Source organism: Spirosoma pulveris (assembly GCF_054781875.1).
The window spans coordinates 79223-103800 of the sequence record NZ_BAAGTO010000001.1; the positions used below are offsets into that span (position 1 = coordinate 79223).

Consider the following 24578-nt stretch of genomic DNA (forward strand, 5'->3'; position numbering starts at 1 on the left):
AGGGATTGTTCAGTTATTTCCAGGCTGGGTTTTGCTCCAATTTTGAATTGGTCAATACTTCGACGTTCGGGATGGGAAAGAATCGGTGCTTGTCCTGGACCGGCCTCGATGGATAATACGAGTTCAGCACATTGGCCACCATCTTGAATTTGCCCGTGCGGGTAAGGTCATACCAGCGATCGGCTTCGACAAACAACTCCCACGACCGTTCCTGCAACACGGCTTCGATGAACGCATCTTTGCTCAGGCCCGGCGTCAGGTCGGGGATGCCCGCCCGCCGACGAACGGTATTGATGGCGGTATAGGCAACGGCTGTCGGGCCATTCTGCCGCGCTTCGGCCTCGGCCGCAATGAGGTACACGTCGGCCAGTCTCAGAATCGGGAAGTTGTTTTCGCCGTTGGCTCCGTTGGAGTTGGGATCCAGAAACTTCTTGATAATCACCCGGTCTTTCAGCGTAGCATCGGCCTGACCAATCAGCTTGCCGGCTGAATTGACGTAGGCTGTATCGAGCAGTTGCCGACGCTTATCGGCCGGATTAAACGAATTGTAGAACGACATGTACCCAAAGGCTGATCCAAAGGCCGTTTTCGAGAAGACTGGTGGCGAATTGGCCGGGGCATAGAAACCAACCAGATCAGAACTATTCAGGCCACTCAGGGATGAATATTCAGCCGCAAAAATCTGCTCTGTTCGGGCCGCGTCCTCTTTAAGCGGATTGTACAGGTCCAGCACATTGGGCATCAGGCTGTAGCGGTTCGACTGAATAACGGCCTGGGCATTTTCGGCTGATTTTGCCCAGTTTCCTGCATACAGGTGCGCCTTCGCCAGCAGCCCCTGAGCCGCTCCGATTGCCGCCCGACCCCGGTCTTTAGGCGTTGCGGGCAGGTCCTTTATCGCCTGTTCAAAATCCTTGACAATGAGCGCGTACACGTCTTCAACTTTGCTTTTGGCGGCTTCCGTCGATGCTATATCTTTGGTACTGGTCTGTTTGATAGGGACCTCGCCAAACGTTTTAACGAGGTGGAAGTAATACAGCCCACGCAAAAAATAGGCTTCGGCCAGAATCTGCTTCTTTCGGGTGTCGTCCATCGCGATCTTCGGGACATTGTCGAGTACCTGATTGGCCCGGTTGATCCCGTTGAAACAATGCTGCCAGTAGCCACCAATCAGGTCCATGGTGGCATCGTAGGAGAACACCGTCAGTTGGTCGCGGCCGACGACGGCCCTCGGAAACGACTGATCGGCGGAGTAGTCGGGCAATTGTGTACCCACCCGGCCATACAGATCGGTGACGGGGGTATAGGCAGCTGTGAGAGCCGCTTCGGCATCGGAAGCAGAGGTATAAAACTGTTGGGGCGAAACGAAGGAGTAGGGCGTTTCGGTTAACTGACAGGCGCTCAGTTGCGCCAGTAAAAAGGTCAGCCCCAGAAATGAACAGATACGGGTAAATTTCATGATCGGTGTTGGCTACGGTTAGAAGTTGAGTTGAAGACCAGCAATGAACGACTTGGACACAGGGAACCCGATGTTATCCACGCCGAGGTTGAGGTTGTTCTGTCCGGCGGTGTTTACCTCCGGGTCATAGCCCGAGTATTTGGTCAGGGTAGCGAAATTGTTGGCACTCACATACACCCGCGAATTTGCTAACCAGGCCAGTTTGCCAGCGGCAGGAATCGTGTAGCCGAGGGTTATGTTCTTAAAGCGGACAAACGAACCATCTTCAATGTGAATGTCAGACTGGTTGACCCGCTGCCCCGTCGAGGCTTTCAGGTACTGGTTCGACGGGTTGGTGGGCGTCCAGCGGTTTACGTAGCTAGCGTATTGATTGATGGTACCCGCCCCGGCCTCCAGCCGGACTCTCGACACGGCAAAAATCTGATTGCCCTGTACACCCTGCACGAACAGGCTCATATCGAAGCCTTTGTACTTCAAGGTGTTGTTTATACCGAAGATATAGTTTGGGTTTGGGTTGCCGATAATGGTCTGATCTGCTCCCGAAATGGTCCCGTCACCATTCAGGTCGCGATACCGGATGTTGCCCGGAATGCGCCCCGTCGGGATGTTGTCGCCGGTTTGGTAAATACCATCAAAGACGTATCCATAGAACGAACCGATGGGCGCGCCAACCCGCAGGATGCTGTTGTTGGTGAAGGCGCCAACGGAGCCATCGCCACCACCGGGAATGATTTCGGTACGGGTCCCGTCAATGAGCGTCAGCTTGTTGCGGTTGGCCGAGATGTTGCCGTTGATGTCCCACTTCAGCGGGCCATTCAGCACACCCGCATTGACGGTTACTTCAATGCCCCGGTTCTCGACCGAGCCGAAGTTCCCAAATACAGACCCAAATCCCGACGAGAGCGGAATGGTCCGCGACAGCAGTAGATCGGTCGTTTTCTTGTAATACACATCAGCCGTTACCTGGATCCGGTTGTTGAGCAACCCGAAATCCAGGCCAATATCGGCCTGCGCACTTTTCTCCCATTTCAGGTCGGGGTTGCTGATGTTGGCCGCAGCAATCCCAATGGTGCGCACATTATTGAAATTGTAATTGCCAACCGAGTTGAGTCGCGATAGGGAATTGTAGAGCGGAATGTCGGCGTTGCCTGTTATGCCAAAGCTGGCCCGGAGCTTCAGGTCGCTTAATACCTGCTGCCCCTGCATAAATCCTTCTTCCGACACCCGCCATGCGCCCGCTACCGAAGGGAAAAAGCCGTATTTGTTATTCGCACCGAACCGGCTTGAGCCGTCGACGCGGCCCGTCAGTGTTAGCAGATACTTACTTTTGTAGTTGTAGTTTATCCGGCCGGTATATGAATCTAAGCGCCAGGCTTGTTTGTTGCTGGCAATGGTTAGAATAGATGCCTGCGACAGGTTGTCGTTCAGCACAAGGTCGTTGGGAAACTGCTGGCCGGTCATGGCATCGGCGGTTTGTACCTGCCCCTGTGTCGAAAATACGCCGGTCAGGTTTATATCATGCGTACCAAACAGCCGGTGGTAATTCAGCAGACTTTCGTGCAGCACCGTGTTGGTGTTGGCATTGCCTTTACCCCCAATGCCGTTTACCTGCGAACCGGCCCGGATGTTGCGGGTAACGTACGAGTCGCGGGTGTCCGTAACGAGGTCGCCCCCAAACGAGGCCCGGTAGGTTAAGCCATTGGCAATGGTCCAGTCGGCAAAAATGTTACCCAGAAATCGGCGGGTTGTATTTCGGTTCAGCACCTCCGTAGCCAGCGCAACGGGGTTGTTGAGGTCCAAGTAGCGGTTGGTGAAAATGGTCGGCGTACCATCGGCATTGTAAGGAGAAAAGACGGGCGGAGCGGTAAGGGCCGACAGAATAATTCCCCCCGCCGGGCCACCATCGCCCAGTGTGGCGGTAATGGCTCCATTATTAACGGAGTAAGTATAGGTCAGGCTCGTACCTATTTTGACGTTTTTACTGACCGTATTATCCAGATTGACCCGCACCGATCCCCGCTTAAAGTTGGAGTTTATGATGATTCCATCCTGATCGAAGTAATTCATCGACAGCGCAAACTGCGAGCGTTCGTTGCCGCCCGATACGGACAACTGGTGGCTCTGCATAGGCGCTTTCCGGAAAATAAGCGACTGCCAGTCGGTACCCTGCCCTAACTGATCGGGATTGGGGTAGAGCGTTGTACCGGAAATTTCGTTCTCATATTTGGCAAACTGCGCAGCATTCATCACATCCAGCGTTTTACGGATTTGCTGCTGCCCGTAATAGCCGTCGTAACTCACGCGAGTCTTTCCGGCTTTACCTCGTTTGGTGGTGATCAGCACGACGCCATTGGCTCCGCGCGTACCGTAAATAGCGGTGGCCGAGGCATCTTTCAACACCTCCATCGACTCAATATCATCGGGGTTCAGCGTCGACAGCACCGAGAGCCGGTTGCCATTGTCGTTGCCTAGGCCGCTGCCGCCCCCCGCCACCGGGTTGTCGCCCCCGGCAATGGGAAACCCGTCGACGACATAGAGCGGTTCGCTGCTGCCGCTAATCGAGTTATTGCCCCGAATACGAACGCTGATGCTGCCCCCCGGCGCACCCGAGTTCTGGGTGACCTGCACCCCCGAAGCCCGGGCCTGAAGGCCCTGAACGAAATTGGCAATCGGTGTTTGTTTCAGCTCTGCGGCTCTCACCGATGAAACCGATCCGGTCAGATCGCTCTTTTTTACCGTTCCGTAACCAACAACAATGACCTCGTTCAGCGAACGATTATCCGGTTGCAGGGAAATGGTTAGCTTGCTCTGGCCCGAAACCGGCACTTCCTGTGTCTGGTAGCCAATCGACGACACGATCAGCACGAGCGAACCCGCTGGTGCTGCCAGCGAAAACTCACCGTTGGCATTGGTCGTTGTACCCTGCTGGGTATTTTTGACCATAACATTGGCGCCGGGTATTCCCTGGCTGCTTTCGGCTGAGGTAACCAGACCGCTGACGGTAACGGACCGGTTCGATTGGGCTAGCACGGGTAATGCCAATACGAGCAGCAGGCCGATAAGCCACCCGATTTTTAGCTGAATTAAACTAGTGGTAGAAAATGGCATAAATAGAATATGGTAGTTTAAAGGGTTTTGCTGGAAAAATACAATATGAGTCGTGGGTCGTTGAGTCACTCTGTCAATTAACACATAAGCAGTTTAGTAGAACGGGTGGATGCTTATGAGCTGATAAGTGGAAGTTTTTTATTGTGTTTCTTCTTACAGCACAAAATTTAAAAAGTATAGTACAATTAGGTAGGCCATTTAAAAGTATTTTCCTTTGGGAACGCTCCCATTTTTTGGGAACGTTCCCAAAAGAGTGACTTCAATTCAAGGATGGGACTTGAGGGCACTCTTGTTTTATTACAATGGATGCCGTCATGTTTCGGGATTGGCTCAATTTGTAGTATGCGCCTAAATCACGTTTTTTGCTGGTTTAATGATTGCCGGCTTTCAAATGGGTATTTCTGAGCAAATACCCGCAACCATACTATGTTTTCCTTTAAGCAATTCACTATTCGGCAGGATCGAACAGCCATGAAAGTCTGTACAGATGCCTGCGTGCTGGGAGCCTGTGCTGATGTTGAGGGCGAGAGGACGACTGATCAGGTATCTCGAATTCTGGACATTGGAACCGGCACCGGCTTACTGGCGCTCATGGCGGCCCAACGGAATCCAAAGGCGATGGTCGATGCAGTTGAGGTAGATGAGGCTGCTTTTAATCAAGCGATTGAAAACGTAGCGGCAAGTCCGTTCGCTGACCGGGTGCGGGTTATACAGGACCGTATACAGCAATACCAGCCTGCCACTCGCTACGATCGAATCCTGACCAACCCGCCGTTTTATACCAATCACCTTCGGTCGCCGGATGCAGCCGTTAACCGGGCTCTGCATACCGACGATTTACCGTTTCCGGAACTGGTTGAGGCTGTTACCCGGCTGATACAGCCCACCGGGCAATGGTGGGTACTACTACCACCTTTTGAAACAGATTTGTTAACTGAGCTGGCCCGAAAAACGGGTTTACACACGTTTAAACGCCTGTTTCTGCGGCACAACTCACAAAAGGCCGCTTTTCGTATCGTGAGCGGATATTCTTATGTGAAAAGGCCCCTCGATGAGAAGACGCTGACAATTTATGAGCGTGTCGATGTGGCCGATCAGGCGAAAAGCCAGTCAAAAGAAATGTATTCACCAGAATTTCGGGCATTACTACGGGATTTTTACCTGATATTCTGAAAACTCTGCGACCTTTGTAAAAATCTTTGCGCCCGTTTCGGCGTGGGGCCGCCCGTGCGGTTCGACCTTGCGTTTAGAATATATATGCCAGAACCGCTTCAACTAACCATTTTAATTCCACTTTACAACGAAGATGAGTCGCTGCCCGAACTGCACGACTGGATTGTGAGGGTTGTAACGGAGCACCAGTATACATACGAAATTCTATTCGTTGACGACGGGAGCACGGATAATTCATGGAGCGTTATTGAACAACTGGCGAGTCGTAACCCGAATGTGCGGGGCATTCGATTTAATCGGAATTACGGCAAAACGGCTGCTTTGCAAACCGGCTTTATGGCTGTTCGGGGGCAGGTTGTCATTACGATGGACGCCGATTTGCAGGATAGCCCGGACGAAATACCGGAGCTGTATCGCATGATTACAGCGGATAAATACGATCTCGTTTCGGGCTGGAAACAGAAACGATACGACCCGATCACCAAAACGTTGCCGACCAAGTTGTTCAATGCGGTTTCGCGCTGGATCTCCGGGGTTCAGTTACACGATTTTAACTGCGGACTGAAAGCGTACCGGCAAAAAGTGGTGAAAACCATTGCGCCATCGCTTTACGGCGATATGCACCGGAATCTGCCCATTGTTGCCAATTGGGACGGTTTCAGCCGAATCGGAGAGAAAGTTGTGCAGCACCGGGCCCGGAAATACGGTACCACCAAATTTGGTTTGGAGCGTTTCGTGAACGGCTTTCTGGATGTGCTCGTTATCGGGTTTGTCCATCGGTTCAGCAAACGGCCCATGCACTTTTTCGGAACCTTCGGGACGCTGTCGTTTTTTATCGGCTCGGTACTTGCCATCTGGCTCATTATCGAGAAGCTCATCAATATTTCAAGAGGGGAGAAATTCCGGAATGTGACCGATAACCCGCTGTTCTTTTTCGGTCTGGTGGCGATTATTCTCGGAGTGCAATTATTTCTGGCGGGCTTTCTGGGTGAAATGCTCGTTCGGCAGAGTTTGAATCGCTCAACGGATCAACTGGTGGCCGAAAAAATAGGATTTACTGACCAAAACGTGCCGGTCTAAACGGCTTTTCTTTATCAATCAATAGAATAAATTAGTAATACAACCAACCAATGAAGAGTAATTTTAAAGCCCATCCCTGGCACGGCATTTCAATTGGCGACTTAGCGCCCAAACAAGTAACGTGCTTTATCGAAATCGTACCGACGGATACCGTCAAGTATGAAATCGATAAAACCACCGGCTACCTCAAAATTGACCGGCCTCAGCAATATTCCAACGTCCTGCCAGCCTTATATGGCTTTATTCCACAGACGTTTTGCGGTGAGCAGATTGCGCGTCTGGCCAGTGAAAAATCGGGCCGGACGGTTGAACTGGGCGATGGTGACCCCCTCGATATTTGTGTGTTGACCGAGCGTGAAATTACGCATGGCGACCTTATTTTACAGGCTATCCCCATTGGTGGTTTCCGCCTGATCGACAAAGGAGAAGCAGACGATAAAATTATCGCCGTTCTGAAAGGAGATGCCATGTATGGTCAATTTACCGAACTGGCTCAACTGCCCGAAGGTGTAGTAAAGCGGCTTCGCCACTACTTCATGACCTACAAAAACCTGCCCGATGAACCAGCCGTAATGGAGCTGGCCAACATCTATGGACAGGAAGAAGCGTGGGAGGTAATCCAGACCTCGATCAACGATTATAAGCTGATGTAAGGTTTACGCCATTCGTCCGCTATTTTCGCGTACTTAACACTTTTATAGCCCGGAAACTTACTTCCGGGCTATATTTGTATATAGCCCGATTTGGAAAGGCTTTACATTAATACTAATTCATGCGACAGTTTCTTAAATATGTTCTGGCCACAATCGTTGGCCTGCTGTTGTTTTCCTTTGTCGGCTTTCTACTCCTCATTGGGTTAGGAACGGCCTTATCATCTTCGGATAAAAAAACAACCGTTAAGGAAAACACCGTTTTAAAAATAGACCTGGACAAGCCAATTGAAGAGCGGAGTGTTGATAATCCGTTTAACGGGTTTGGACCGGTAAGTGGCGGAGGTGATGCCATTGGTCTGATCGAACTGAAAAAAGCGCTAAAAGAAGCGAAAGACGACGACAAGATTAAAGGGATTTACCTGCAAACCGAAAGCCCACAGGCCGGCTGGGCATCCCTTGAAGAAGTTCGTAATGCGCTGATCGACTTCAGACAGTCGAAGAAGTTCGTGTATGCTTACGCCGAAACAATGACCGAAAAAGGGTATTACCTGGCTTCGGTTGCCGATAAAATCTACCTGAATCCGGCTGGAGATCTGGAGTGGAACGGCCTGAATGCGGAGCTGTCCTTCTTTAAAGGAACACTCGATAAACTGGGCATTAAAGCCGAAATCTTCAAAGTGGGCGATTTTAAAAGCGCCGTTGAGCCGTTTATTCGGGAGGACATGAGCGACCCCAACCGCAAACAGGTAAACTCATTCCTCAACTCCGTGAACGACCACATGCTGGTTCGGATTGCGCAGAGCCGGAACCTGCGGGTCGATTCGCTCAAACGCTATGCCGATAACCTGACCATCCAGAAACCCGCCGATGCGCTTCGTACCAAACTGGTTACCAACATCGGTTATCAGGATGAGCTGGAAAGTGTGATCAAAAAGCAGCTGGACATCGACGAGAAGAAAAAGATCAACTATGTTTCCCTTAGCAAATACGAGGATTCGGAGAAAGTCGATACGGAATCCGAAGGAACCGGTTCGAGCCGGATTGCCGTTATCATCGCTTCGGGCGATATTCAGTCGGGGAAAAGCGGGGACAACAGCATTGGTTCCGAAACAATTGTCGACGAACTTCGTAAAGCGCGACTTGATGATAAAGTGAAAGCTATCGTACTGCGGGTTAATTCCGGTGGGGGGAGCGCCCTGGCGTCGGATGTGATGTACCGCGAAGTGCAGTTGGCCCGCAAAAGTAAACCTGTTATTGGCTCCATGTCCGACTACGCGGCCTCCGGCGGCTATTATATGCTCATGGGCTGTGACAAAATTGTAGCCCAGCCCAACACCATAACAGGATCTATCGGGGTTTTTTCGCTGCTGTTCAACACCGAAAATTTCTTTAAAGACAAACTGGGTGTCACCTACGACCGGGTGAAAACCAATACCAACGCTGACTTCCCGACGGGTACGCATGAAATGACGCCTTTCCAGAAGCAGACGATGCAGCGGGCCACCGAGCGGATCTACGCCGAGTTTACGGGTAAAGCCGCAGCCGGTCGCAAACTGCCGGTTGATAGTCTTCGAGCTATTGCCGGTGGGCGCGTCTGGACGGGTTCACAGGGGAAAGCCATCGGCCTGGTCGATCAGCTTGGCGGCCTGGACGATGCCGTCAAACTGGCGGCTCAGTCGGCTAAACTGAAAGAGGGTGATTATAAACTGAAATATCAGCCCCGGAAAAAAGAATTCTTCGAGCAACTGATGATGTCGTTCGGAAATGACGAGGATGCGAAGATTCAGGCTCAGCTTGGTGAGCTGGCGCCTTACGTAAAGTACATGAAAAAGCTAAAAACGATGCAGGGCATGCAAATGCGATTGCCTTTCGAAGTAGAGATTCGATAAAAAATAGTGCTTGGAGGGAGGGCAGCTAAGCGCCATATCTTGGACATATGGCGCTTAGCTGCCCTCAAAACTCTACTATTACCCAACTTTTCGATTCCGACCTATACGCGTTAAAGCCACAACCGTGGCCCGGTGTATAGGTCTTTTTTTTACCTTGCAATCAGCAACGTTATCCTGATGCAGACCCTTCCTGTTCACCTCGACCTCTTTGCCCTTATTATCCTTCTAGGTGTGGCGCAGGGCGTTTTTCTGGGCATTTTTTTTCTGACCGGCCAGCGGGTACACCGGATAGCGAATCGCTGTCTGGGGTTCTTTATGTTGGCTTTATCCGCCATGAGTGGTGAGATATTTCTGAATTATACAAACTACACGTTTCGGGTTCTGTGGACCAGCGACTTTGCGGAACCCTTCAATTTTGCCATCGGGCCGTTGTTTTACTTTTTTGTTTATGGGCGAATCCGGCAGCGATTACCTCGTTTCTGGGGCTGGCATTTGCTGCCATTCGCTATTTGGCTGGTAAACTCAATAACCTGGCATTACCAGCCTGTGGAAGTCAAATACAATGCGTACATCAACGCCCAGCATCCCGAGTTACCATTTATTCATCAGCAACCGTATTGGCAGGATGATTTTACGGGGCTTCGGGATTTTATCGATGAAATGACGTTGCTGAGCTGTGTGGTGTATGCTGTACTGGCCCTTCTAACCATACGAACGGCCAATCAAGGGCAAGACGGTAAAAAGCAACCCACGGTACACACGTCATTACGCTTGTTAAGTTTGCTCTTTGCGTTAGTGCCATTTCTGATTGTGTTGGTGAAGCCCCAGTTTTACAACGATGTTGGCGACTATCTGCTGGCTACGTACATGGCCGCCACCATTTATGCTACCAGTTTTTTAGTCATGCGGGGCTCGGATTTTTTTCTGGATATTCCACCCCCCGAGCTAACGGCGGTTGCAAACGAATCTCTGGCGGAACCAAAAAAGAAATACGAAAAATCGGCCTTATCGGAAGAAGTTGAAGATGCCGTACTAAATAAACTCGCCCGTCTGCTCGAAACCGAGAAGCCCTACCTCGACAGTGATCTCTCATTACCCAAACTGGCCGCCCGACTCGATACCAGCCCGCATCATTTATCGCAGTTGCTAAATGACCGCCTAGGGCAGACGTTCTTCGACTGGCTGGCAACATACCGTATTGCTGAGGCCCGGCAATTGCTCAGTGGACCGGCTACCAGTCATCTGAAAATCGACGAAATTTCTGAACGGGTAGGGTATAATTCGCCCTCTGCTTTTCATACAGCCTTTAAACGGTTGACCAATCAGACACCGGCGCAGTTTCGAGCCAGAGGGCTTGGACAAAGCGCCGAACCATAGAAGACTAGGTGTTTTTTGTTCGTCCCGATAGGCGCGAAGTGCTTATTTGCCGGGAAATAGGGCGTTAAGGGGGTATGATGAGCACTTTTGCTGCATCAACTCCGCAATGTGAAACCCCATGCAACCAACGTCCGTTTCTACCCCCAATCCTTCGCTGAACGTGATTTCTACCCGACGCTACGACCTCGACTGGCTCCGGGTAATCGCTATTCTAACCCTATTATTCTACCATACCGGCATGATTTACGTGTCGTGGAACTGGCACATTAAAAGTGTCGAACACAGCGTGCCCATGGAAGTCGTGATGCGCTGGCTGCATCGCTGGCGGATGCCGTTACTGTTCTTTATCTCCGGTGCCGGTGCCTTCTTTGCCCTCAAAAAACGTTCATATGGTTCGTTCGCCGGTGAACGCGTCCGGCGGTTGTTCGTGCCACTTGTTTTTGGGATGTTTGTAATCGTACCCCCGCAGATCTACATAGAATGGCTATTTCGGGGACGGTTCTCGGGGAGCTATGCCGAGTTCTACCCGGAGGTCTTTCACTTTCAGCCATATGAAGATGGCGGCACGGGCGGGGCTTTTAGCTGGCATCACCTCTGGTTTGTCTGCTACCTCTTTTTGTATTCGTTGATCAGTATCCCCGTATTTCGGTGGCTGAAACGTGAATCGGGCCAGCGTTTCGTTGACCGAATTGGCCGGTTGATTGCCCGGCCCGGTGGGGCGCTTTGGCTGGTTGGTTTTTTATTGCTGAATGATGTGGTTTTAGGCGGATTCTTCCCCCACGAAACCCACGCCCTGATCAATGACTGGGCTTATTTCATGAACAACCTGCTGCTCTTCTGGCTCGGTTTTATTTTAATCAGTCGAAAAAGCTTCTGGCAGATCATCACCGACCAGCGCCATTACTTTCTGGTAGCAACGCTTATCTGTACGGCGATTATGTATGGCTCCCGGTCGTTAATCAGTGATGATACCGTTGATGCGTCCAAACTGCTCACTACCTTGTTTAGCTTTAATCGACTCGGGCTGACGTGGTTTTCCGTCCTGGCCACAATTGCGTACGGGTATCGGTATCTGAACGTGAATCACCCGATTTTGCCACACTTAAACGAAGCCGTTTACCCATTTTATATCCTCCATCAGACAGTCATTGTGCTCATTGGGTATTATGTCATAACCCATACAGAATTAGGTGTTTACAGCGGATTTATGATCATTAGCTTTGCGACGTTGCTTGTTTGCATCGGCTTGTATTTGTTACTGATTCGGCCATTTAAGTTGATGAGAGTAGTCTTCGGGTTAAAATGATTGTTGGTTTCTGACATTTGATTTGCGATTTTTGATAACTCATAGCTCTTGGGCTAACGCGTTTCACTGCTCCCATTTGTTTCGGAGCTTATCATTAAAAAAGTAAATCCATGCGTACCAATTGGACTCGCGCTGAAATCGCAGAAATTTATAACTCGCCCGTGCTGGACCTGATGTACCGGGCCGCTACTGTTCATCGTCAACATCATGATCCGCAGGAAGTACAAGTCTGCACGCTGCTGTCGGTTAAAACCGGCGGTTGCCCCGAAGACTGTGCCTATTGTCCACAGGCTGCCCGCTACCATACCGCAGTGAAAGTCCATAAGCTGATGGAAGTCGATGAAGTATTGACGGCCGCTCAACGCGCTAAAGACACGGGAAGTACCCGCTTTTGCATGGGCGCTGCCTGGCGCGAAGTACGCGACAACAGCGACTTCGATAAAGTGCTCGACATGGTACAGGGCGTCAATGAAATGGGGCTCGAAGTGTGCTGCACGCTCGGTATGCTCACCGAAACCCAGGCGCAGAAACTGAAAGATGCCGGGTTGTATGCCTACAACCACAACCTTGACACCAGCGAAGAGTTCTACGGCGATATTATCAGCACCCGGACGTATGATAACCGCCTGGATACACTAGGCCACGCCCGTAAAGCCGGTATATCGGTTTGTTCCGGTGGCATTATTGGCATGGGTGAGTCGGATCAGGACCGGATTGGTATGTTGCATACGCTGGCAACCCTGCCGCAGCACCCCGAATCGGTCCCCGTTAACGCGCTGGTGCCCGTAGAAGGAACGCCCCTGGAAGACCAGCCGAGGGTGTCGGTCTGGGAAATGATTCGGATGATTGCTACAGCCCGAATCATTATGCCAAAAGCCATGGTCCGACTGTCGGCCGGGCGGGTTCGGATGAATACCGAAGAACAGGCCCTGTGTTTTCTGGCGGGTGCTAACTCCATCTTCGCCGGGGATAAACTCCTCACAACGCCCAACCCGAATGAAGACGCCGATCAGCAATTATTCCAGACCCTGAACATCCGTCCCCGAAAAGCATTTAAAGATGCCAGCCAGCCTGCTGTGGTGTTCGAACAAATACCTGTATAGGTTGATGGATTGCCCTTTTAAAGGCAGAACCGTCTAATATAATATATTGATGGCTGGTGAAGACTGGAAGGTGTGCCACGGTTTCAACCGTGGCACACCTTCGTTCTCACATTCCAGCCCGCCCCGCTTATAGATACGTAAATTCGTTTCCTGAGGGTATATACGAAATCTTTAGGCCAGGTAACTGGGGTTTTAACCAGGAAACGACCCACTCCATCCCAGCGGCTTCGCTCATGATATGGCCCAGAATAACCAGGGATAGCTTTTTGCCCTGACGCCGGGCGTCCCGCACGTACTCCGGTGTTTCCCATTCGCTGGTTTCTCCGCAAAAAATGACATCCGGTTTCTCTTTTTCGATCGCGGTAATCTGGCTACGCCCCCCCGATGCACCCGGCATGAACAAAATCCGCTGACAGGCCTGGGCAGGGTCGCCTACAACTCGCACCATTTTGATTCCCAACTTACTCTTCGTGTGATTGATAAGTTGACTTAATGGGGTAGTCGGCATTGTCAGCACATGCGGGTCTGAAGCACTGGCAAATTTGGCCCAGCCTAGAGCCGCTAACATACCCGCCTGAATGCCATCGGGCCGGTGGGAGTGGAGGTAATCATGAAAACGCCAGAGCGCAATTCCATTCTTTGTCAGTAAATCGTGCTTGTATCTGAACACGTCACTGGTTTCAAGCCAGTCCGTTTCATCAGCATGGTTGTAGAATGTTGGTTCGTGAGCGATGATAAAATTGGCCCCCGCAGCAATTGCTTTCTCAATGACATCTACGGTCGCAAACATCGTAGATACGATGCCTGTCACTTTTTGGGACGCACTACCTGACTTTAGTGTGTCGACCGTTTTGGGAAAGGGCGCATTCGGAATGGTTTTAAGTATGAGGTCCATGACCTGCCCAACCGTAAATGACTGTTGACTGGCCAGAGCTTCCTGATTCAGGCCCAGCGTTGGCAGCAGTAGGGCTGCTCCAACCCCTTTCGTAATAATACCTACAAATTCTCTTCTTCCGGCTAGTTCCTGTTCCTGCATGTTGGTTCACTATTTTGAGTTGTCTAAGATAGAGGTTAGGCACAAAAAAAGGTAGCCGGATCATTTCCGCTACCTTTTCAAGGGAGTTGTTATGAATTACAACCGCTTCGTGTATTCGTTTTCGGAAATTCTGTCGATTATAACTTCGGCCAGGCTCTGAGCGCGCTCTTTCTTCACCTCGGCTTTATCTTTCGACTCAACAGTAACATTGATGATGTGGTTGTTATAGAGAACGTGCATTGCACCTGTCGATGCGTCCCAAACAGCTTTGTCGCCAACATTCGAAACGGCCTCAAAGTGACCCGTGCTAACGGCATGGCCGGTAAGGGCTGGCGTTGCAGACGTAACACCGGCATGCTGTGGGTGGTTGTCGGCTGTCGTGTGCTTTGTTTCTTCCGGTACCGTTGTTTTAGCTGACGTCTCCGCGTTGGTTCCTTCGGTTTCTGGACCGCTGGTAGTTGAGTCATTTGCGGCTTCAACCGGCTCCGTCATAGCAATGGCTGGCTTGCCCTGAAACTGATTGTCGAATGTATACTCGGCCAGAAAGGTAGACGAGTAGGGACGTTTACCGCCAAACGAGACAATAACTTTATTGCCTGCCCATTCAAATCCGCAACCGGAATGCTCAATTGATTCTTCCAGTTTAGTCGTTTCTTCCAGGTTGAATGTCTGACGAACATACTCCTCTCCGAGTATATTACAAGGTTCGTCGTAGTTGGCATCGGTAGACAGTGCATTGACACCAGCGACTTGTTTCGCCAGTACCGGGCTGGCATCCATTTGGTTTGCAGGATCGGTAGTAGGAGCGGGGCTGCTGCAGGCTAAACACAAAACAGGGAAAGCCAGTATCAGTGATTTGATTTTCATGGGATGAATTTGAGAAAGCCCAAAATTAGCGTTTTCTTACATACCAGATGAGTAGTTATGTTGTTTTTGTCTTAAGTCAACGCTTTTCAATAAATGATTTTACTGAAGGGGACGGCAACCGTCAGGCCAACCCGAAGGCGGTCACTCGATTTTCTGCCCGGTAGAACAGAATGATTGATGTCAAAATAGTTTAACTGAAACTCAAAATTTGCCGCGGGTGCTCCGACTTTATCAATCAGCACAACGGGAATACCAACGGTCCAGTTTAAGGAATGGAAGGTGCCTATATTTTTTTCGAGAGACGAACTGAGGCCAATGTGCGACTCGGCCGGGTAGTAAACAAAGCCAACTTTTACTCTGGGCGTGAGAAAAGAGGCATATTCGCCCACGAAAAGTGAGCGTATGTTTCGCTGGGCCAGGGTAAGTGTGTCAAGCCCGCCCGAACTTTTGTACTGACTATAAGTGATCGTTTCCTGCGAAAAGCTTTGAACAGAATTGTTGAGGAGAAGATTGCCCTCGAACGAAAGAAATAACCTGCCCATTCTTTTTGACTCCAAGAATCGGGTATGCGTGAGCGCTAATTCGAACGGGTACGATTTTTTTGTTTCCGTCAGTTGAGTGTACGAGGGGAATACGGTAAAGCGCTGCAGGATGATCGGCAAATACGCATTGAGGGTTGTCCAATGAGTAGTAATTTGTTTGAAACGAGCCGTTTCGGCTAATTCGAGGTATTGCTGGGTGGCAAACTTCCTTGTGTACTCATCCCGTAAGCCCGCATAGAAGTTTTGGATCAACTCCGCTTTAATTTGCGCGAAGGCCGCATCCGAGAGGCCGTCCTGTTTAAGTGAATCGACAGATTTCCTAAAGTCGGCTTCTTTTGATCGTAATTCCCGTATGAGGAGATTCAGGATGGATGCCCGCTTTGTGTCCATTATGTTTTTCTCCCGGCAATCATTTATCGTGGTTTTAGGCTTACCTATCCAGGCTTTTTTCAGTGTAGCTCCCAATTCATTGGTATAGGGTTTGTCCGAGAAGGTTGACGCCAGCGCGTTCATCACATTGGCTTTAACGCCCACGACCAGAAATGACCTGACCGGCTCGTCGATGCCCGTAGCCTGAAAGAAATTATGATTAAGTGAAAAAACGCCGTCCTGGGTATTGAACGTAATGTAATTTTTATAAAACGAGAGGTTTTTATAATCAGTGAGGTAGCTCCCGATCCTGTCGGACAAAAACAGGTTCATTGCCCTGTTCGAGATCAGCTGTTGGTTCGTACAAGTAGTACTCCGGATAGCCGTATGAATGGAGTCCAGTTCAGCGATCAGCTTTGCCGACTCTTGCGCCTTTAGCCTGTAACCTGACCAGATCAGTATGATTGAGATAAGAAACGTTCGGGAGAGCTGATACATCTTTTAGGCTTAAAGATGTATTTTTTACTGACATCAGGTCCGGTTCACTGAGTGAACGGTAATCGTTGTGTAATTTTACGGTTGAATTCCCGTATGCATGTCTGATCTCGAAACCATTTCGCTTTCCCCTGGCCGTAACGTTTACTTTGCGTCCGATTTTCACCTCGGTACACCATCAATCCAGCAGAGCCTCGACCGGGAGCGGGCCGTGGTAGCCTGGCTGGACGCCATCCGGCACAATGCCGACGTGATTTTTCTGGTTGGCGATGTATTTGATTTCTGGTTCGAGTACAAGCATACCATTCCCAAAGGATTTATCCGGCTACAGGGCAAGCTGGCCGAACTTACCGATGCCGGTACGCAGGTTATTCTCTTCACCGGTAACCACGACATGTGGATGAACGACTATTTTACGCAGGAGTTGGGCATACCTGTCTATCGAAACCCGCGCCGGTACGACATCAACGGGAAGCAGTTTTTTATTGGGCACGGGGATGGACTCGGCCCCGGCGATTTTGTCTACAAACGCCTGAAAACAGTTTTTGAAAGCAGGCTGGCTCGGGGGCTGTTTCGCTGGCTACACCCCGACCTGGGTGTTGGTCTGGCTCAGGCGTGGTCGCGCCGGAGTCGCATAGGTAATCAGGAGAAAGGGGAAGACCATTTTTTGGGCGAAGACCGCGAGTGGCTCATGCAATACTGCCGTGAGGTGGAAGCCCAACGCCACCACGATTATTACATCTTCGGTCACCGGCACCTGCCGCTCGATCTGGCCGTTACGCCATCGAGCCGCTACATAAATCTGGGTGAATGGGTGTTCGCCAAAACCTACGCCGTGTACGATGGTAATCTGCTGAGCCTGAAAACGTGGGAAGTGAAATGATACTTTCATGACCATGTTAATGGCGCCACCAATGGCATCGCCCCCCTTACTTGGCGTCAGGGCCTTATTCACTTCCAGTTGGTCGAGTAGTTCAGACAGGAAAATGTCGAGTGGCACGTACCGGTACCGATTGTCGGGGCTGTGATTTTTTACCCCGTTGACAAGCGTGCAAATACAGGGTTTGTTGATGCCACGCAGAATAGCATACTGCCCGTTGCCATAGTGCTCGTTAGAAATGCCGGATACGAGCTGAATAACGTTCGTCTAATGGGGCGATAGTTCGATGGTACGTCCCGAAACGTCTATTCATTTTTGCACTGAACTGGGCAATTTCACGTTCTTTCCACTCTAAATCATTCACGGTCGGCTTTCTGGTAGAAGACAGTTGAAAGCAAATAAGTGGCGCATCCCTTATGGATTAACTTAATCCATAAAGGGCACAGAATTTTCGTGATGTAAAGGGATTATTACCAAATAAGGTACTCAGTTGTTCTCCTGAAGAATATCTTTCCGCGTCATGTTTTCGCGCGGGGCTTTATTCAGCTCACTTCGCCATTCTTTGGTCTTTAAATCACCCCGCTTGACGGAGCGAATAAAGTTAGCCCAGGCAAATGGGTTTGTAAACGCAAACGTGGGAGTTGCGCTGCGGCCAATGAGTGATTCACGCCCAAAAAACTGCTGATTTACGAAATTCTGGTGGTTGGCCAGGGCACCCATGGGCATGGTTGCGGCTTGCCGCATAATAGCTTCCGGACTGGTGTTTCGGGCCAGATTCTCGCGCTCTTTTTCGTCGGGGAGCTTCAAATTAACGAAGGCCTCTTTAAACAGTTCTTCCGTCGCGTACGGGTATACCTTTACTTCGGCCAGAGTTTTTACATCTTCCTGCAACGCTACAACTGCCGAGTACGTAAGGTCTGTAAGGCGACGGGGAATAATATGGTACTGCGTCCGGAAGCCGACATAGCTGAAAATGACACTGTCACCCGGAAAGACCGGCAGTGCAAAATAGCCGTTCGGAGCCGACAAGACGCCCTTTCCTGCTTTAGGAATATAAATATAGGCACCGGGAAGCGGCTCGTTCGTTTTACCGCCGGTGATGAAGCCAGTGAACGTGATTTGCCGTTCCTGCCCCTGCGCATGCGCGGTAGAAAAGAGGCCCGCCAGCGCCGAAAGCACCAGAAGACAGACTAAAAACGTCAATGACTTCTTCATAGACAAATGAACCATACTACAAAGTAAACGAGGAAAAGGCAGGTTATGGTTTCTGTTACCCGAATTTTAAGAGAATTTAGGCTTTTTAGGTTTATTTAAATGTACGAAGAGTAAGATGGCAAACACGTATCGAACAACGAGACTTAAAGAATAAAGCCTGATAATATCTGGCAGTCAGATGATTATCCGAGAGGGAAAAGCTATACTTGCTGCGTCTCGACTTACGCTATTTTTTCGTTAGTTGGCTCAGGCAAATAGCTTCAAAAAGGTAATAATAAAGGGGGCCGCCAGCAACAAACCGTCGAAACGATCCAGAAATCCACCATGGCCGGGAATGCTGCTGCCAGAGTCTTTGATGGCAATACTCCGTTTAAATAACGACTCGACCAGGTCGCCATACGTGCCCGTCACGACGATAATGCCGCCAACGCAATACCACTGCCAGGGGCGCAACTCGGGAGCCCAGAAGGTAAGCCCCAGGGCTACTAGTGCCGCAGCGGCTGCTCCGCCTATGCTGCCTTCCCAGGATTTTTTGGGCGATACCCGCTCAAAAAGTTTGCGTCGGCCAAATTTGGTCCCGGCAAAATAGGCACCGATGTCACTCGCCCATAAAAGCAGCAAACAGCCGGTAATGATCATAGGGTGAAACTTACCTCCCTGAAGCGCCAGGATGATCAGCAGCGCGAAGGGCATGGCCACGTAGATAATTCCCAGAAACGTAAAGCCAATATTGGTAAAAGGCTTCATGTCTTTCTTCTTGTACAGCTTGATCAGGAAGATCATTGACGAGGCCGGACAAATGAGGAAATAGTTACCGGTACCCATCTGGTCCGTTTCAATAAAATAAGCCAGTACGCAGATCATGGTGCCCACCACCGTGCCATAGGCTGTTAGCGGTTCGAAGCCGTCGAGGCCGAGCAGCCGGTAAAACTCACGCTGAGTCAGTGCACTCACCAGACAAAACAGGAGGGCAAACGTCCAGGCGTCATACCAAATCATGAATAAAATAAAGGGAACTCCCGCTACGGCCGCAATGACCCGTTGTTGAAGGTTCGTAAGTTTAGCTAAACGTTGCTTCATTCTCCAGGATTACTTTGGCCAGGATGGCGTCTTGAGTTGGTACGTGTACTTCGCTTTTTCCCCAGCCAATGGTAGGGTAACTGCTGCTCTGTTTGTTGATGACTACCGCAGAAATCTCATGTTCGAGCAATAGGGCTTTCGCCAGTTCGGCCCGATGAGGCAGTGGTGTTGAATAAATTACTTCCCAGTTTTCGGTCATATTCATGTGAGGGTTAGGCATCAGCAGGTAAAAGTAAGGCACCCGCGCAAACAGCATGTTTAGCTTTCCCGGCTTGCTGCCTGCCCGTCATTACTTTTCCTGAAATAATAAAGTAACACCAGTGTTAAGGCACCTGAAACCAGGGCACCAACCAAAGGTACTGTTTCTGTATCTTCAATATTCATGGAGGTCACTTTCTGCTGATGCAGATACACCATCAGGACGGTAAACCCATTGTTGACAAAGTGGGCCAGAATCGGAATCCACAGATTACCCGACCACAAATAAAGGTAACCAAATAATGCCCCGAGGAGCATCCGCGGAAAAAATCCGAGAAACTGTACGTGAATTGCACTAAAGAGGGCAGCCGCCAGCCAAATTCCGACGTGAACATTGCCCGTCCAGTAGCTTAAGTTGCGTTGCAGAATGCCGCGAAATAAGGTTTCTTCACCGATTGCCGGGATAATGGCAATCACCAATAGTGCCATCAGCAACTGGCCGGGCGTTTGAAAGGTGGTGAGGTATTTGGTAATACCTTCCAGTCCTTTTTCCTTATTCCGGATCCATTGCTCAACCGGAGCGAGCGTTTCGGGTAAATGAAGATTCTGGTTCCATTCGATGATCAGCCCGTCGAATGGCATAAAGGCAATGACAATGAAGGTAACAACGCCCACGCCTGCCACCTGCCAGAACGACTGGCGATTGAAGTGCGACCACGTCCGTCGTTCGATTAGATACCAGTACGCGAGGCTGGGCAACAGGAACGTGCCGAGGTGATTAACAGCCTGAAGCGTCATCAACTCATACCAGCTGCCGGGTGATTTAGCGGGTTGAGTCGCTAATGTTGTCAGATAAGCCTGAGCATCAACGAGACCCATGCCTTTGACAAGAGCCAGAATAACGAACAAAACCAGGGTGCTGACAACGCCCCCGATGAGTACAAAGCCGACGAGCATGGACAAGCCCCCGAGAGTGGGTGGTCGTGATGTAGTGCCCTGAGGCATATAACTTGGTTGCATAATTTCCTGAAATTTATATGAATGTATGCAACCGGTTAAAAAGCAGGTACTTGGAAGGTTGGGAATGAGGCAGCTCGAAAACAATCATCCTTTTTTCGGGTAATTTGCGCAATTTAACCAGAAAAGGGTAAACCATGGCTTTTCGTGAGCTTGGGGATGCGAGCTGGCTTAAAAAAACTAGCTACTGAACACTACAGCTCAGTTTTATTGCTGCTGCTACCGAAGCAGTCCATGTTGCTGCCACTATATATGCTTACGCATTCAGTATATTGTTAATAACTTATATAATACTTATAAGTACTTATATATTTAAAATAATATATTTAAGGTTATTTCTTTAGTCGTTACCTCTCTGCCATCCTGTTGACTTCCATCAATATGTTACAGCCCAACATTGATCAGCAATCCATCCATAACGGATACACTTTAGCGAAGAGTCAGGAAACTAAAGAAATTGGCTTTTGAGAGCGATTCTTAGACTTTATTAAGCTGAACACGGATCTTAGGGCAGCCCTACTTCTGATATTTATGTTCGGTCTTGTTTTACTTTATGTGTCAGAGGTGCCAAACGAACTTCATTTGCCACTGGGTGAAATAGCCATTAATTAGGTGTGCTGGGTATTTCAAATATTAATCATTACATTAAAATAAAAGATATCGTCAAATCGATTGTTGAAAATAAATGCACGTACAGAGTAGTTATTTATGATTCAACTAATGACGAAGTACCTAAGAAACGAGTGAGAACGGTTGGTGTAAGCCTGGAGGAGTACATGAATGATATAAGAAATACCTTGTTTTTCTTGTAAAATAAGTGGCGAGAGTTAAAAAAATATGACGCAAAAAATAATACAGAATTTAATCAGAAAATAGAGTTTAGGGTTCAAAATGATTTCATTGCCGGCTCTATTGTAGACTTTAAAAATTATTTCTTATATGGCTTTTATTTTCACAATACAATGTCATCAAGTAATCTGCAATTGTTGATCGATAAAGCCTACAGGATAAAGAATCTCTATTTTACAAACAGATCGCCGAACATTTTGAAATACAGCGGGCTATTGCTTATAAATCAGTTGAGTTTCGAGTAAATCAAGGATATACTTTAATTGAGCATGACGTAATCTAAATGGAACAGTTCCACTTGGGCAGCTTAAAAAATTATTACCCTAATCAGTTACATTTTCTTGTGCGCTCATAACATAGAACTAAATTCTACTAGGTGACTGGAAAACCTGCTGGCGTAGGCTGATTGATCTATTCGTTAAAAGTTAGAAAAGATGTCGGCCAATAGACTAAATTTACTTTTCAAGAGCCCCTCTTTAGGCCTCAACAGATTCGTCTTTCGATCTGGCAGTACACGGCTAAGAGTCGTAGGATGGGCAGCTGTGTTTATTATTCGTTTTCTTTACTCAACAAATGAAACCAGTTTTCCGGCAGCGCGTCAACAGGGCAACCCTATTGCTGTTCCTCTTCGCAGTAGTTGGTTGTAAGGAGGTTATAGTCCTCAATCGGACATACCAACGCATTCGTATCACCGATTTTTCGATACCGGTTCGTACGGTGCTTCCGCCCCCCAAAGCCTATCCAAACTCCATGACGATTCGGGTTAGTGGTACCATTAGTCAGCCGGTTGCGATGCATGTCGATCCACTCGCGTCCGGTCAGGGTTCTTATCCTATTCGGCGGGATACGCTGGCTGCCGGTACCTATACGGATAAATCCTTTCGGAGCGACTTCTATTCAACGAGCCAAACAGAACTGGTCGTAACGGGAGCACCGGGCACCACCGGCTCTCTAACCATCGAATGGTTCTGCCAGTAAACTTCCCTGAACGTTATGAAACACTACCTTATTCTGTTCATTGGCTTGTTGGCGTCGGCTCAACTAAATGCCCAGGCACTTATTGGGCGTAATTCTGTCCGTTTGGGCGTTGATCTGACCAAACTCGATGGGCCCGACGATCTGGGGCCGCGTTACGTAGGCCGGTTGGCCCATCATTTTCGTAATGACCGTGTTCTGGTATCGGCCGAACTGGGTTACATGCGAATTACGTCAATCAATCAGCCATTCAATGATGTTGTTCCGGAGCCTAACCGCAGAGAACGCTTCACTGCCGATGTTACTTTGCTTGCAGACCTGATGCGGCACCCGCGGCATGCTCTGCGTTTGGGTGTGGGGTTTTCTGCCTGGTACCGGCGTGATGACATCTACAGGGGTGGGGCGGCTCTGTTCTCGCCAAACGGCTTACAGGCTGTCGCAATCAATCGACAGACCAGCCAAACGTTGAACACCGGAGCGCACGTAGCTACCGAATACGAGTGGCTTTTTGATCCACGCTGGAGTGCCGACGTTCGACTGCGATTAGCTAATTTAAATGATACCGGCATGAGCTTCATGCTCGGCACGGGCATTAGTCACCGGTTTTAGCGGGGTTCGTTAGTGTCAGCCAGACGCTTGCCTCAGCCGTGCCACCTTTTCGAATGAACTCCCCTTAGTTTATACGGCTTGGTACATGGGTCTATTGGATGCTCAGGACGTTCCGTAACTTTACAGGCCGGTCCGCCGATGACATTTAGGGAACCAATTTGCGTCATGGATTGTGCTAAATCAATAGATTATGTCGGGGGCGGCTTCCTAAATTCGAATGGATTAACAGGAAATTTGTACCCCTTTTAACGGCTAGATAAATACATAAGCAGACAATGGTCAACATTGGTGATATACAACTACCGGATTTTCCGCTGTTACTGGCTCCCATGGAGGATGTGAGCGACCCGCCGTTTCGGGCGGTTTGTAAAGCAAACGGTGCCGATTTAATGTATACCGAATTTATCTCCTCGGAAGGTCTCATTCGGGATGCTGCCAAGAGCGTTCAAAAGCTGGATATATTCGAGTACGAACGGCCGATTGGCATTCAGCTTTTTGGTTCCGATGTGGAAACGATGGGCGAATGCGCCCGGATTGCCTCTCGCGCTAACCCGGATTTGATCGATATTAACTACGGATGCCCGGTGAAGAATGTAGCCTGCCGGGGCGCCGGAGCGGCTTTGCTGCAGGATATTCCCAAGATGGTGCGCATGACCGATGCTGTTGTGAAGGCGACACACCTGCCCGTAACGGTTAAAACCCGGCTTGGCTGGGATGAGTCTACCAAAAACGTGGGCGAAGTGGCCGAACGTCTGCAGGATATTGGTATCAAAGCGCTCACCGTTCACGGCCGTACGCGAGTGCAGATGTACAAGGGAGAAGCCGACTGGACCCTCATCGGCCGCATTAAAGACAATCCACGCATCCAGATTCCGATCTTCGGAAACGGTGATATCGACTCGCCAGAGAAAGCAGTGGAATACAAAAACCGGTTTGGCGTAGATGGTGTGATGATAGGCCGGGCCAGTATTGGGCATCCCTGGGTTTTCAATGAGATCAAACATTTTGTGCAGACGGGTGAGCACTTGGCTCCTCCGACTGTGGGCGACCGGGTGGCCGTTTGTCGGCAGCACCTTGATTTCTCGATCCGCTGGAAAGGTGAAATTTTGGGTCTGTTCGAAATGCGACGCCATTACGCCAATTATTTCAAAGGGTTACCCGATTTCAAACCTTACCGGATGCGTCTGGTCACCACCGATTCGTACAGTGGCGTGAGTGACATTCTCGACGAAATCCGGGAAAATTATATCATAGAACTTGTTTGACAGGGTCGCGGGACACACCCGCGACCCTATTTTTAT

Annotated in this window: 20 protein-coding genes and 1 pseudogene; 11 read left to right on the forward strand and 10 right to left on the reverse strand. The window is 49.6% G+C overall.

The window, feature by feature from the left end; translation table 11 throughout:
• Positions 1-13 precede the first annotated feature (13 nt).
• Positions 14-1456 (reverse strand): RagB/SusD family nutrient uptake outer membrane protein, encoded by a 1443-nt coding sequence (locus ACYVJM_RS00310; protein ID WP_461146211.1) that lies wholly within the window; start codon positions 1454-1456, stop codon positions 14-16.
• 18 nt (positions 1457-1474) lie between these two features.
• On the reverse strand, positions 1475-4564 hold the full coding sequence (locus ACYVJM_RS00315) for a SusC/RagA family TonB-linked outer membrane protein (RefSeq protein WP_461146212.1): 3090 nt from the start codon (positions 4562-4564) through the stop codon (positions 1475-1477).
• A gap of 426 nt (positions 4565-4990) precedes the next feature.
• Between ACYVJM_RS00315 and ACYVJM_RS00320 the strand changes: the two genes are divergently transcribed.
• The 7 genes from ACYVJM_RS00320 (at position 4991) to bioB (ending at position 13145) form a co-directional block, all read left to right on the forward strand.
• The gene (locus tag ACYVJM_RS00320) at positions 4991-5737 is read left to right on the forward strand and encodes a tRNA1(Val) (adenine(37)-N6)-methyltransferase (protein ID WP_461146213.1); all 747 of its coding nucleotides are present in this window, start codon (positions 4991-4993) and stop codon (positions 5735-5737) included.
• 84 nt (positions 5738-5821) lie between these two features.
• The gene (locus tag ACYVJM_RS00325) at positions 5822-6817 is read left to right on the forward strand and encodes a glycosyltransferase family 2 protein (RefSeq protein ID WP_461146214.1); all 996 of its coding nucleotides are present in this window, start codon (positions 5822-5824) and stop codon (positions 6815-6817) included.
• A gap of 50 nt (positions 6818-6867) precedes the next feature.
• The gene (locus ACYVJM_RS00330) at positions 6868-7470 is read left to right on the forward strand and encodes an inorganic pyrophosphatase (protein WP_461146215.1); all 603 of its coding nucleotides are present in this window, start codon (positions 6868-6870) and stop codon (positions 7468-7470) included.
• Positions 7471-7589: 119 nt separating this feature from the next.
• Complete coding sequence (gene sppA / locus ACYVJM_RS00335) at positions 7590-9359, forward strand: signal peptide peptidase SppA (RefSeq protein WP_461146216.1); 1770 nt, start codon at positions 7590-7592, stop codon at positions 9357-9359.
• Positions 9360-9536: 177 nt separating this feature from the next.
• Complete coding sequence (locus ACYVJM_RS00340; protein ID WP_461146217.1) at positions 9537-10736, forward strand: helix-turn-helix transcriptional regulator; 1200 nt, start codon at positions 9537-9539, stop codon at positions 10734-10736.
• A 118-nt stretch (positions 10737-10854) separates the two neighbouring features.
• Positions 10855-12042, forward strand: a complete 1188-nt coding sequence (locus ACYVJM_RS00345) for an acyltransferase family protein (RefSeq protein WP_461146218.1) — start codon at positions 10855-10857, stop codon at positions 12040-12042.
• A 110-nt stretch (positions 12043-12152) separates the two neighbouring features.
• Positions 12153-13145: a biotin synthase BioB gene (bioB, locus tag ACYVJM_RS00350; RefSeq protein ID WP_461146219.1), complete on the forward strand. Its 993-nt coding sequence runs from the start codon at positions 12153-12155 to the stop codon at positions 13143-13145.
• A 127-nt stretch (positions 13146-13272) separates the two neighbouring features.
• Here the strand turns inward: bioB and ACYVJM_RS00355 are convergent, their stop codons facing one another.
• From ACYVJM_RS00355 to ACYVJM_RS00365, 3 genes are all read right to left on the reverse strand, one after another.
• Complete coding sequence (locus ACYVJM_RS00355; protein WP_461146220.1) at positions 13273-14181, reverse strand: Nif3-like dinuclear metal center hexameric protein; 909 nt, start codon at positions 14179-14181, stop codon at positions 13273-13275.
• A gap of 96 nt (positions 14182-14277) precedes the next feature.
• Positions 14278-15048, reverse strand: a complete 771-nt coding sequence (locus ACYVJM_RS00360) for a hypothetical protein (RefSeq protein WP_461146221.1) — start codon at positions 15046-15048, stop codon at positions 14278-14280.
• An 86-nt stretch (positions 15049-15134) separates the two neighbouring features.
• On the reverse strand, positions 15135-16292 hold the full coding sequence (locus ACYVJM_RS00365) for a hypothetical protein (protein ID WP_461146222.1): 1158 nt from the start codon (positions 16290-16292) through the stop codon (positions 15135-15137).
• A 262-nt stretch (positions 16293-16554) separates the two neighbouring features.
• Between ACYVJM_RS00365 and ACYVJM_RS00370 the strand changes: the two genes are divergently transcribed.
• The gene (locus tag ACYVJM_RS00370) at positions 16555-17337 is read left to right on the forward strand and encodes a UDP-2,3-diacylglucosamine diphosphatase (protein WP_461146223.1); all 783 of its coding nucleotides are present in this window, start codon (positions 16555-16557) and stop codon (positions 17335-17337) included.
• A 3-nt stretch (positions 17338-17340) separates the two neighbouring features.
• Here ACYVJM_RS00370 and ACYVJM_RS00375 read toward each other — a convergent pair.
• From ACYVJM_RS00375 to ACYVJM_RS00395, 5 genes and pseudogenes are all read right to left on the reverse strand, one after another.
• Positions 17341-17637 (reverse strand): annotated as a pseudogene (locus ACYVJM_RS00375) (TonB-dependent receptor plug domain-containing protein); the annotation flags it as partial.
• Positions 17638-17820: 183 nt separating this feature from the next.
• The gene (locus ACYVJM_RS00380) at positions 17821-18549 is read right to left on the reverse strand and encodes a carboxypeptidase-like regulatory domain-containing protein (RefSeq protein WP_461147714.1); all 729 of its coding nucleotides are present in this window, start codon (positions 18547-18549) and stop codon (positions 17821-17823) included.
• A 246-nt stretch (positions 18550-18795) separates the two neighbouring features.
• Entirely contained in the window at positions 18796-19629 is an 834-nt protein-coding gene (locus ACYVJM_RS00385; RefSeq protein ID WP_461146224.1) for a phosphatidate cytidylyltransferase, read from the reverse strand.
• Entirely contained in the window at positions 19610-19828 is a 219-nt protein-coding gene (locus tag ACYVJM_RS00390; protein WP_461147715.1) for a putative signal transducing protein, read from the reverse strand. Before ACYVJM_RS00390 ends, ACYVJM_RS00385 begins: the two co-directional genes overlap by 20 nt.
• Positions 19829-19887: 59 nt before the next feature.
• Entirely contained in the window at positions 19888-20847 is a 960-nt protein-coding gene (locus ACYVJM_RS00395) for a lysostaphin resistance A-like protein (RefSeq protein ID WP_461146225.1), read from the reverse strand.
• A 1419-nt stretch (positions 20848-22266) separates the two neighbouring features.
• On the opposite strand from ACYVJM_RS00395, the gene ACYVJM_RS00400 reads away from it, so the two are divergent.
• The 3 genes from ACYVJM_RS00400 to dusB all read left to right on the forward strand — a co-directional run bounded on the left by ACYVJM_RS00400 (position 22267) and on the right by dusB (position 24542).
• A complete protein-coding gene (locus tag ACYVJM_RS00400) occupies positions 22267-22671 on the forward strand; it encodes a hypothetical protein (RefSeq protein ID WP_461146226.1) in 405 nt (134 codons plus the stop codon).
• A gap of 15 nt (positions 22672-22686) precedes the next feature.
• Positions 22687-23277 (forward strand): hypothetical protein, encoded by a 591-nt coding sequence (locus tag ACYVJM_RS00405; RefSeq protein WP_461146227.1) that lies wholly within the window; start codon positions 22687-22689, stop codon positions 23275-23277.
• Positions 23278-23552: 275 nt separating this feature from the next.
• The gene (gene dusB, locus ACYVJM_RS00410; RefSeq protein WP_461146228.1) at positions 23553-24542 is read left to right on the forward strand and encodes a tRNA dihydrouridine synthase DusB; all 990 of its coding nucleotides are present in this window, start codon (positions 23553-23555) and stop codon (positions 24540-24542) included.
• The last annotated feature ends 36 nt before the right edge of the window (positions 24543-24578 follow it).

Coding starts and splice junctions, on each gene's coding strand:
- ACYVJM_RS00310 (WP_461146211.1), bottom strand. CDS start 1,456: ATGAAATTTACCCGTATCTGTTCATTTCTGGGGCTGACCTTTTTACTG.
- ACYVJM_RS00315 (WP_461146212.1), bottom strand. CDS start 4,564: ATGCCATTTTCTACCACTAGTTTAATTCAGCTAAAAATCGGGTGGCTT.
- ACYVJM_RS00320 (WP_461146213.1), top strand. CDS start 4,991: ATGTTTTCCTTTAAGCAATTCACTATTCGGCAGGATCGAACAGCCATG.
- ACYVJM_RS00325 (WP_461146214.1), top strand. CDS start 5,822: ATGCCAGAACCGCTTCAACTAACCATTTTAATTCCACTTTACAACGAA.
- ACYVJM_RS00330 (WP_461146215.1), top strand. CDS start 6,868: ATGAAGAGTAATTTTAAAGCCCATCCCTGGCACGGCATTTCAATTGGC.
- sppA (WP_461146216.1), top strand. CDS start 7,590: ATGCGACAGTTTCTTAAATATGTTCTGGCCACAATCGTTGGCCTGCTG.
- ACYVJM_RS00340 (WP_461146217.1), top strand. CDS start 9,537: ATGCAGACCCTTCCTGTTCACCTCGACCTCTTTGCCCTTATTATCCTT.
- ACYVJM_RS00345 (WP_461146218.1), top strand. CDS start 10,855: ATGCAACCAACGTCCGTTTCTACCCCCAATCCTTCGCTGAACGTGATT.
- bioB (WP_461146219.1), top strand. CDS start 12,153: ATGCGTACCAATTGGACTCGCGCTGAAATCGCAGAAATTTATAACTCG.
- ACYVJM_RS00355 (WP_461146220.1), bottom strand. CDS start 14,181: ATGCAGGAACAGGAACTAGCCGGAAGAAGAGAATTTGTAGGTATTATT.
- ACYVJM_RS00360 (WP_461146221.1), bottom strand. CDS start 15,048: ATGAAAATCAAATCACTGATACTGGCTTTCCCTGTTTTGTGTTTAGCC.
- ACYVJM_RS00365 (WP_461146222.1), bottom strand. CDS start 16,292: ATGAACCTGTTTTTGTCCGACAGGATCGGGAGCTACCTCACTGATTAT.
- ACYVJM_RS00370 (WP_461146223.1), top strand. CDS start 16,555: ATGTCTGATCTCGAAACCATTTCGCTTTCCCCTGGCCGTAACGTTTAC.
- ACYVJM_RS00380 (WP_461147714.1), bottom strand. CDS start 18,549: ATGAAGAAGTCATTGACGTTTTTAGTCTGTCTTCTGGTGCTTTCGGCG.
- ACYVJM_RS00385 (WP_461146224.1), bottom strand. CDS start 19,629: ATGAAGCAACGTTTAGCTAAACTTACGAACCTTCAACAACGGGTCATT.
- ACYVJM_RS00390 (WP_461147715.1), bottom strand. CDS start 19,828: ATGACCGAAAACTGGGAAGTAATTTATTCAACACCACTGCCTCATCGG.
- ACYVJM_RS00395 (WP_461146225.1), bottom strand. CDS start 20,847: ATGCAACCAAGTTATATGCCTCAGGGCACTACATCACGACCACCCACT.
- ACYVJM_RS00400 (WP_461146226.1), top strand. CDS start 22,267: ATGAAACCAGTTTTCCGGCAGCGCGTCAACAGGGCAACCCTATTGCTG.
- ACYVJM_RS00405 (WP_461146227.1), top strand. CDS start 22,687: ATGAAACACTACCTTATTCTGTTCATTGGCTTGTTGGCGTCGGCTCAA.
- dusB (WP_461146228.1), top strand. CDS start 23,553: ATGGTCAACATTGGTGATATACAACTACCGGATTTTCCGCTGTTACTG.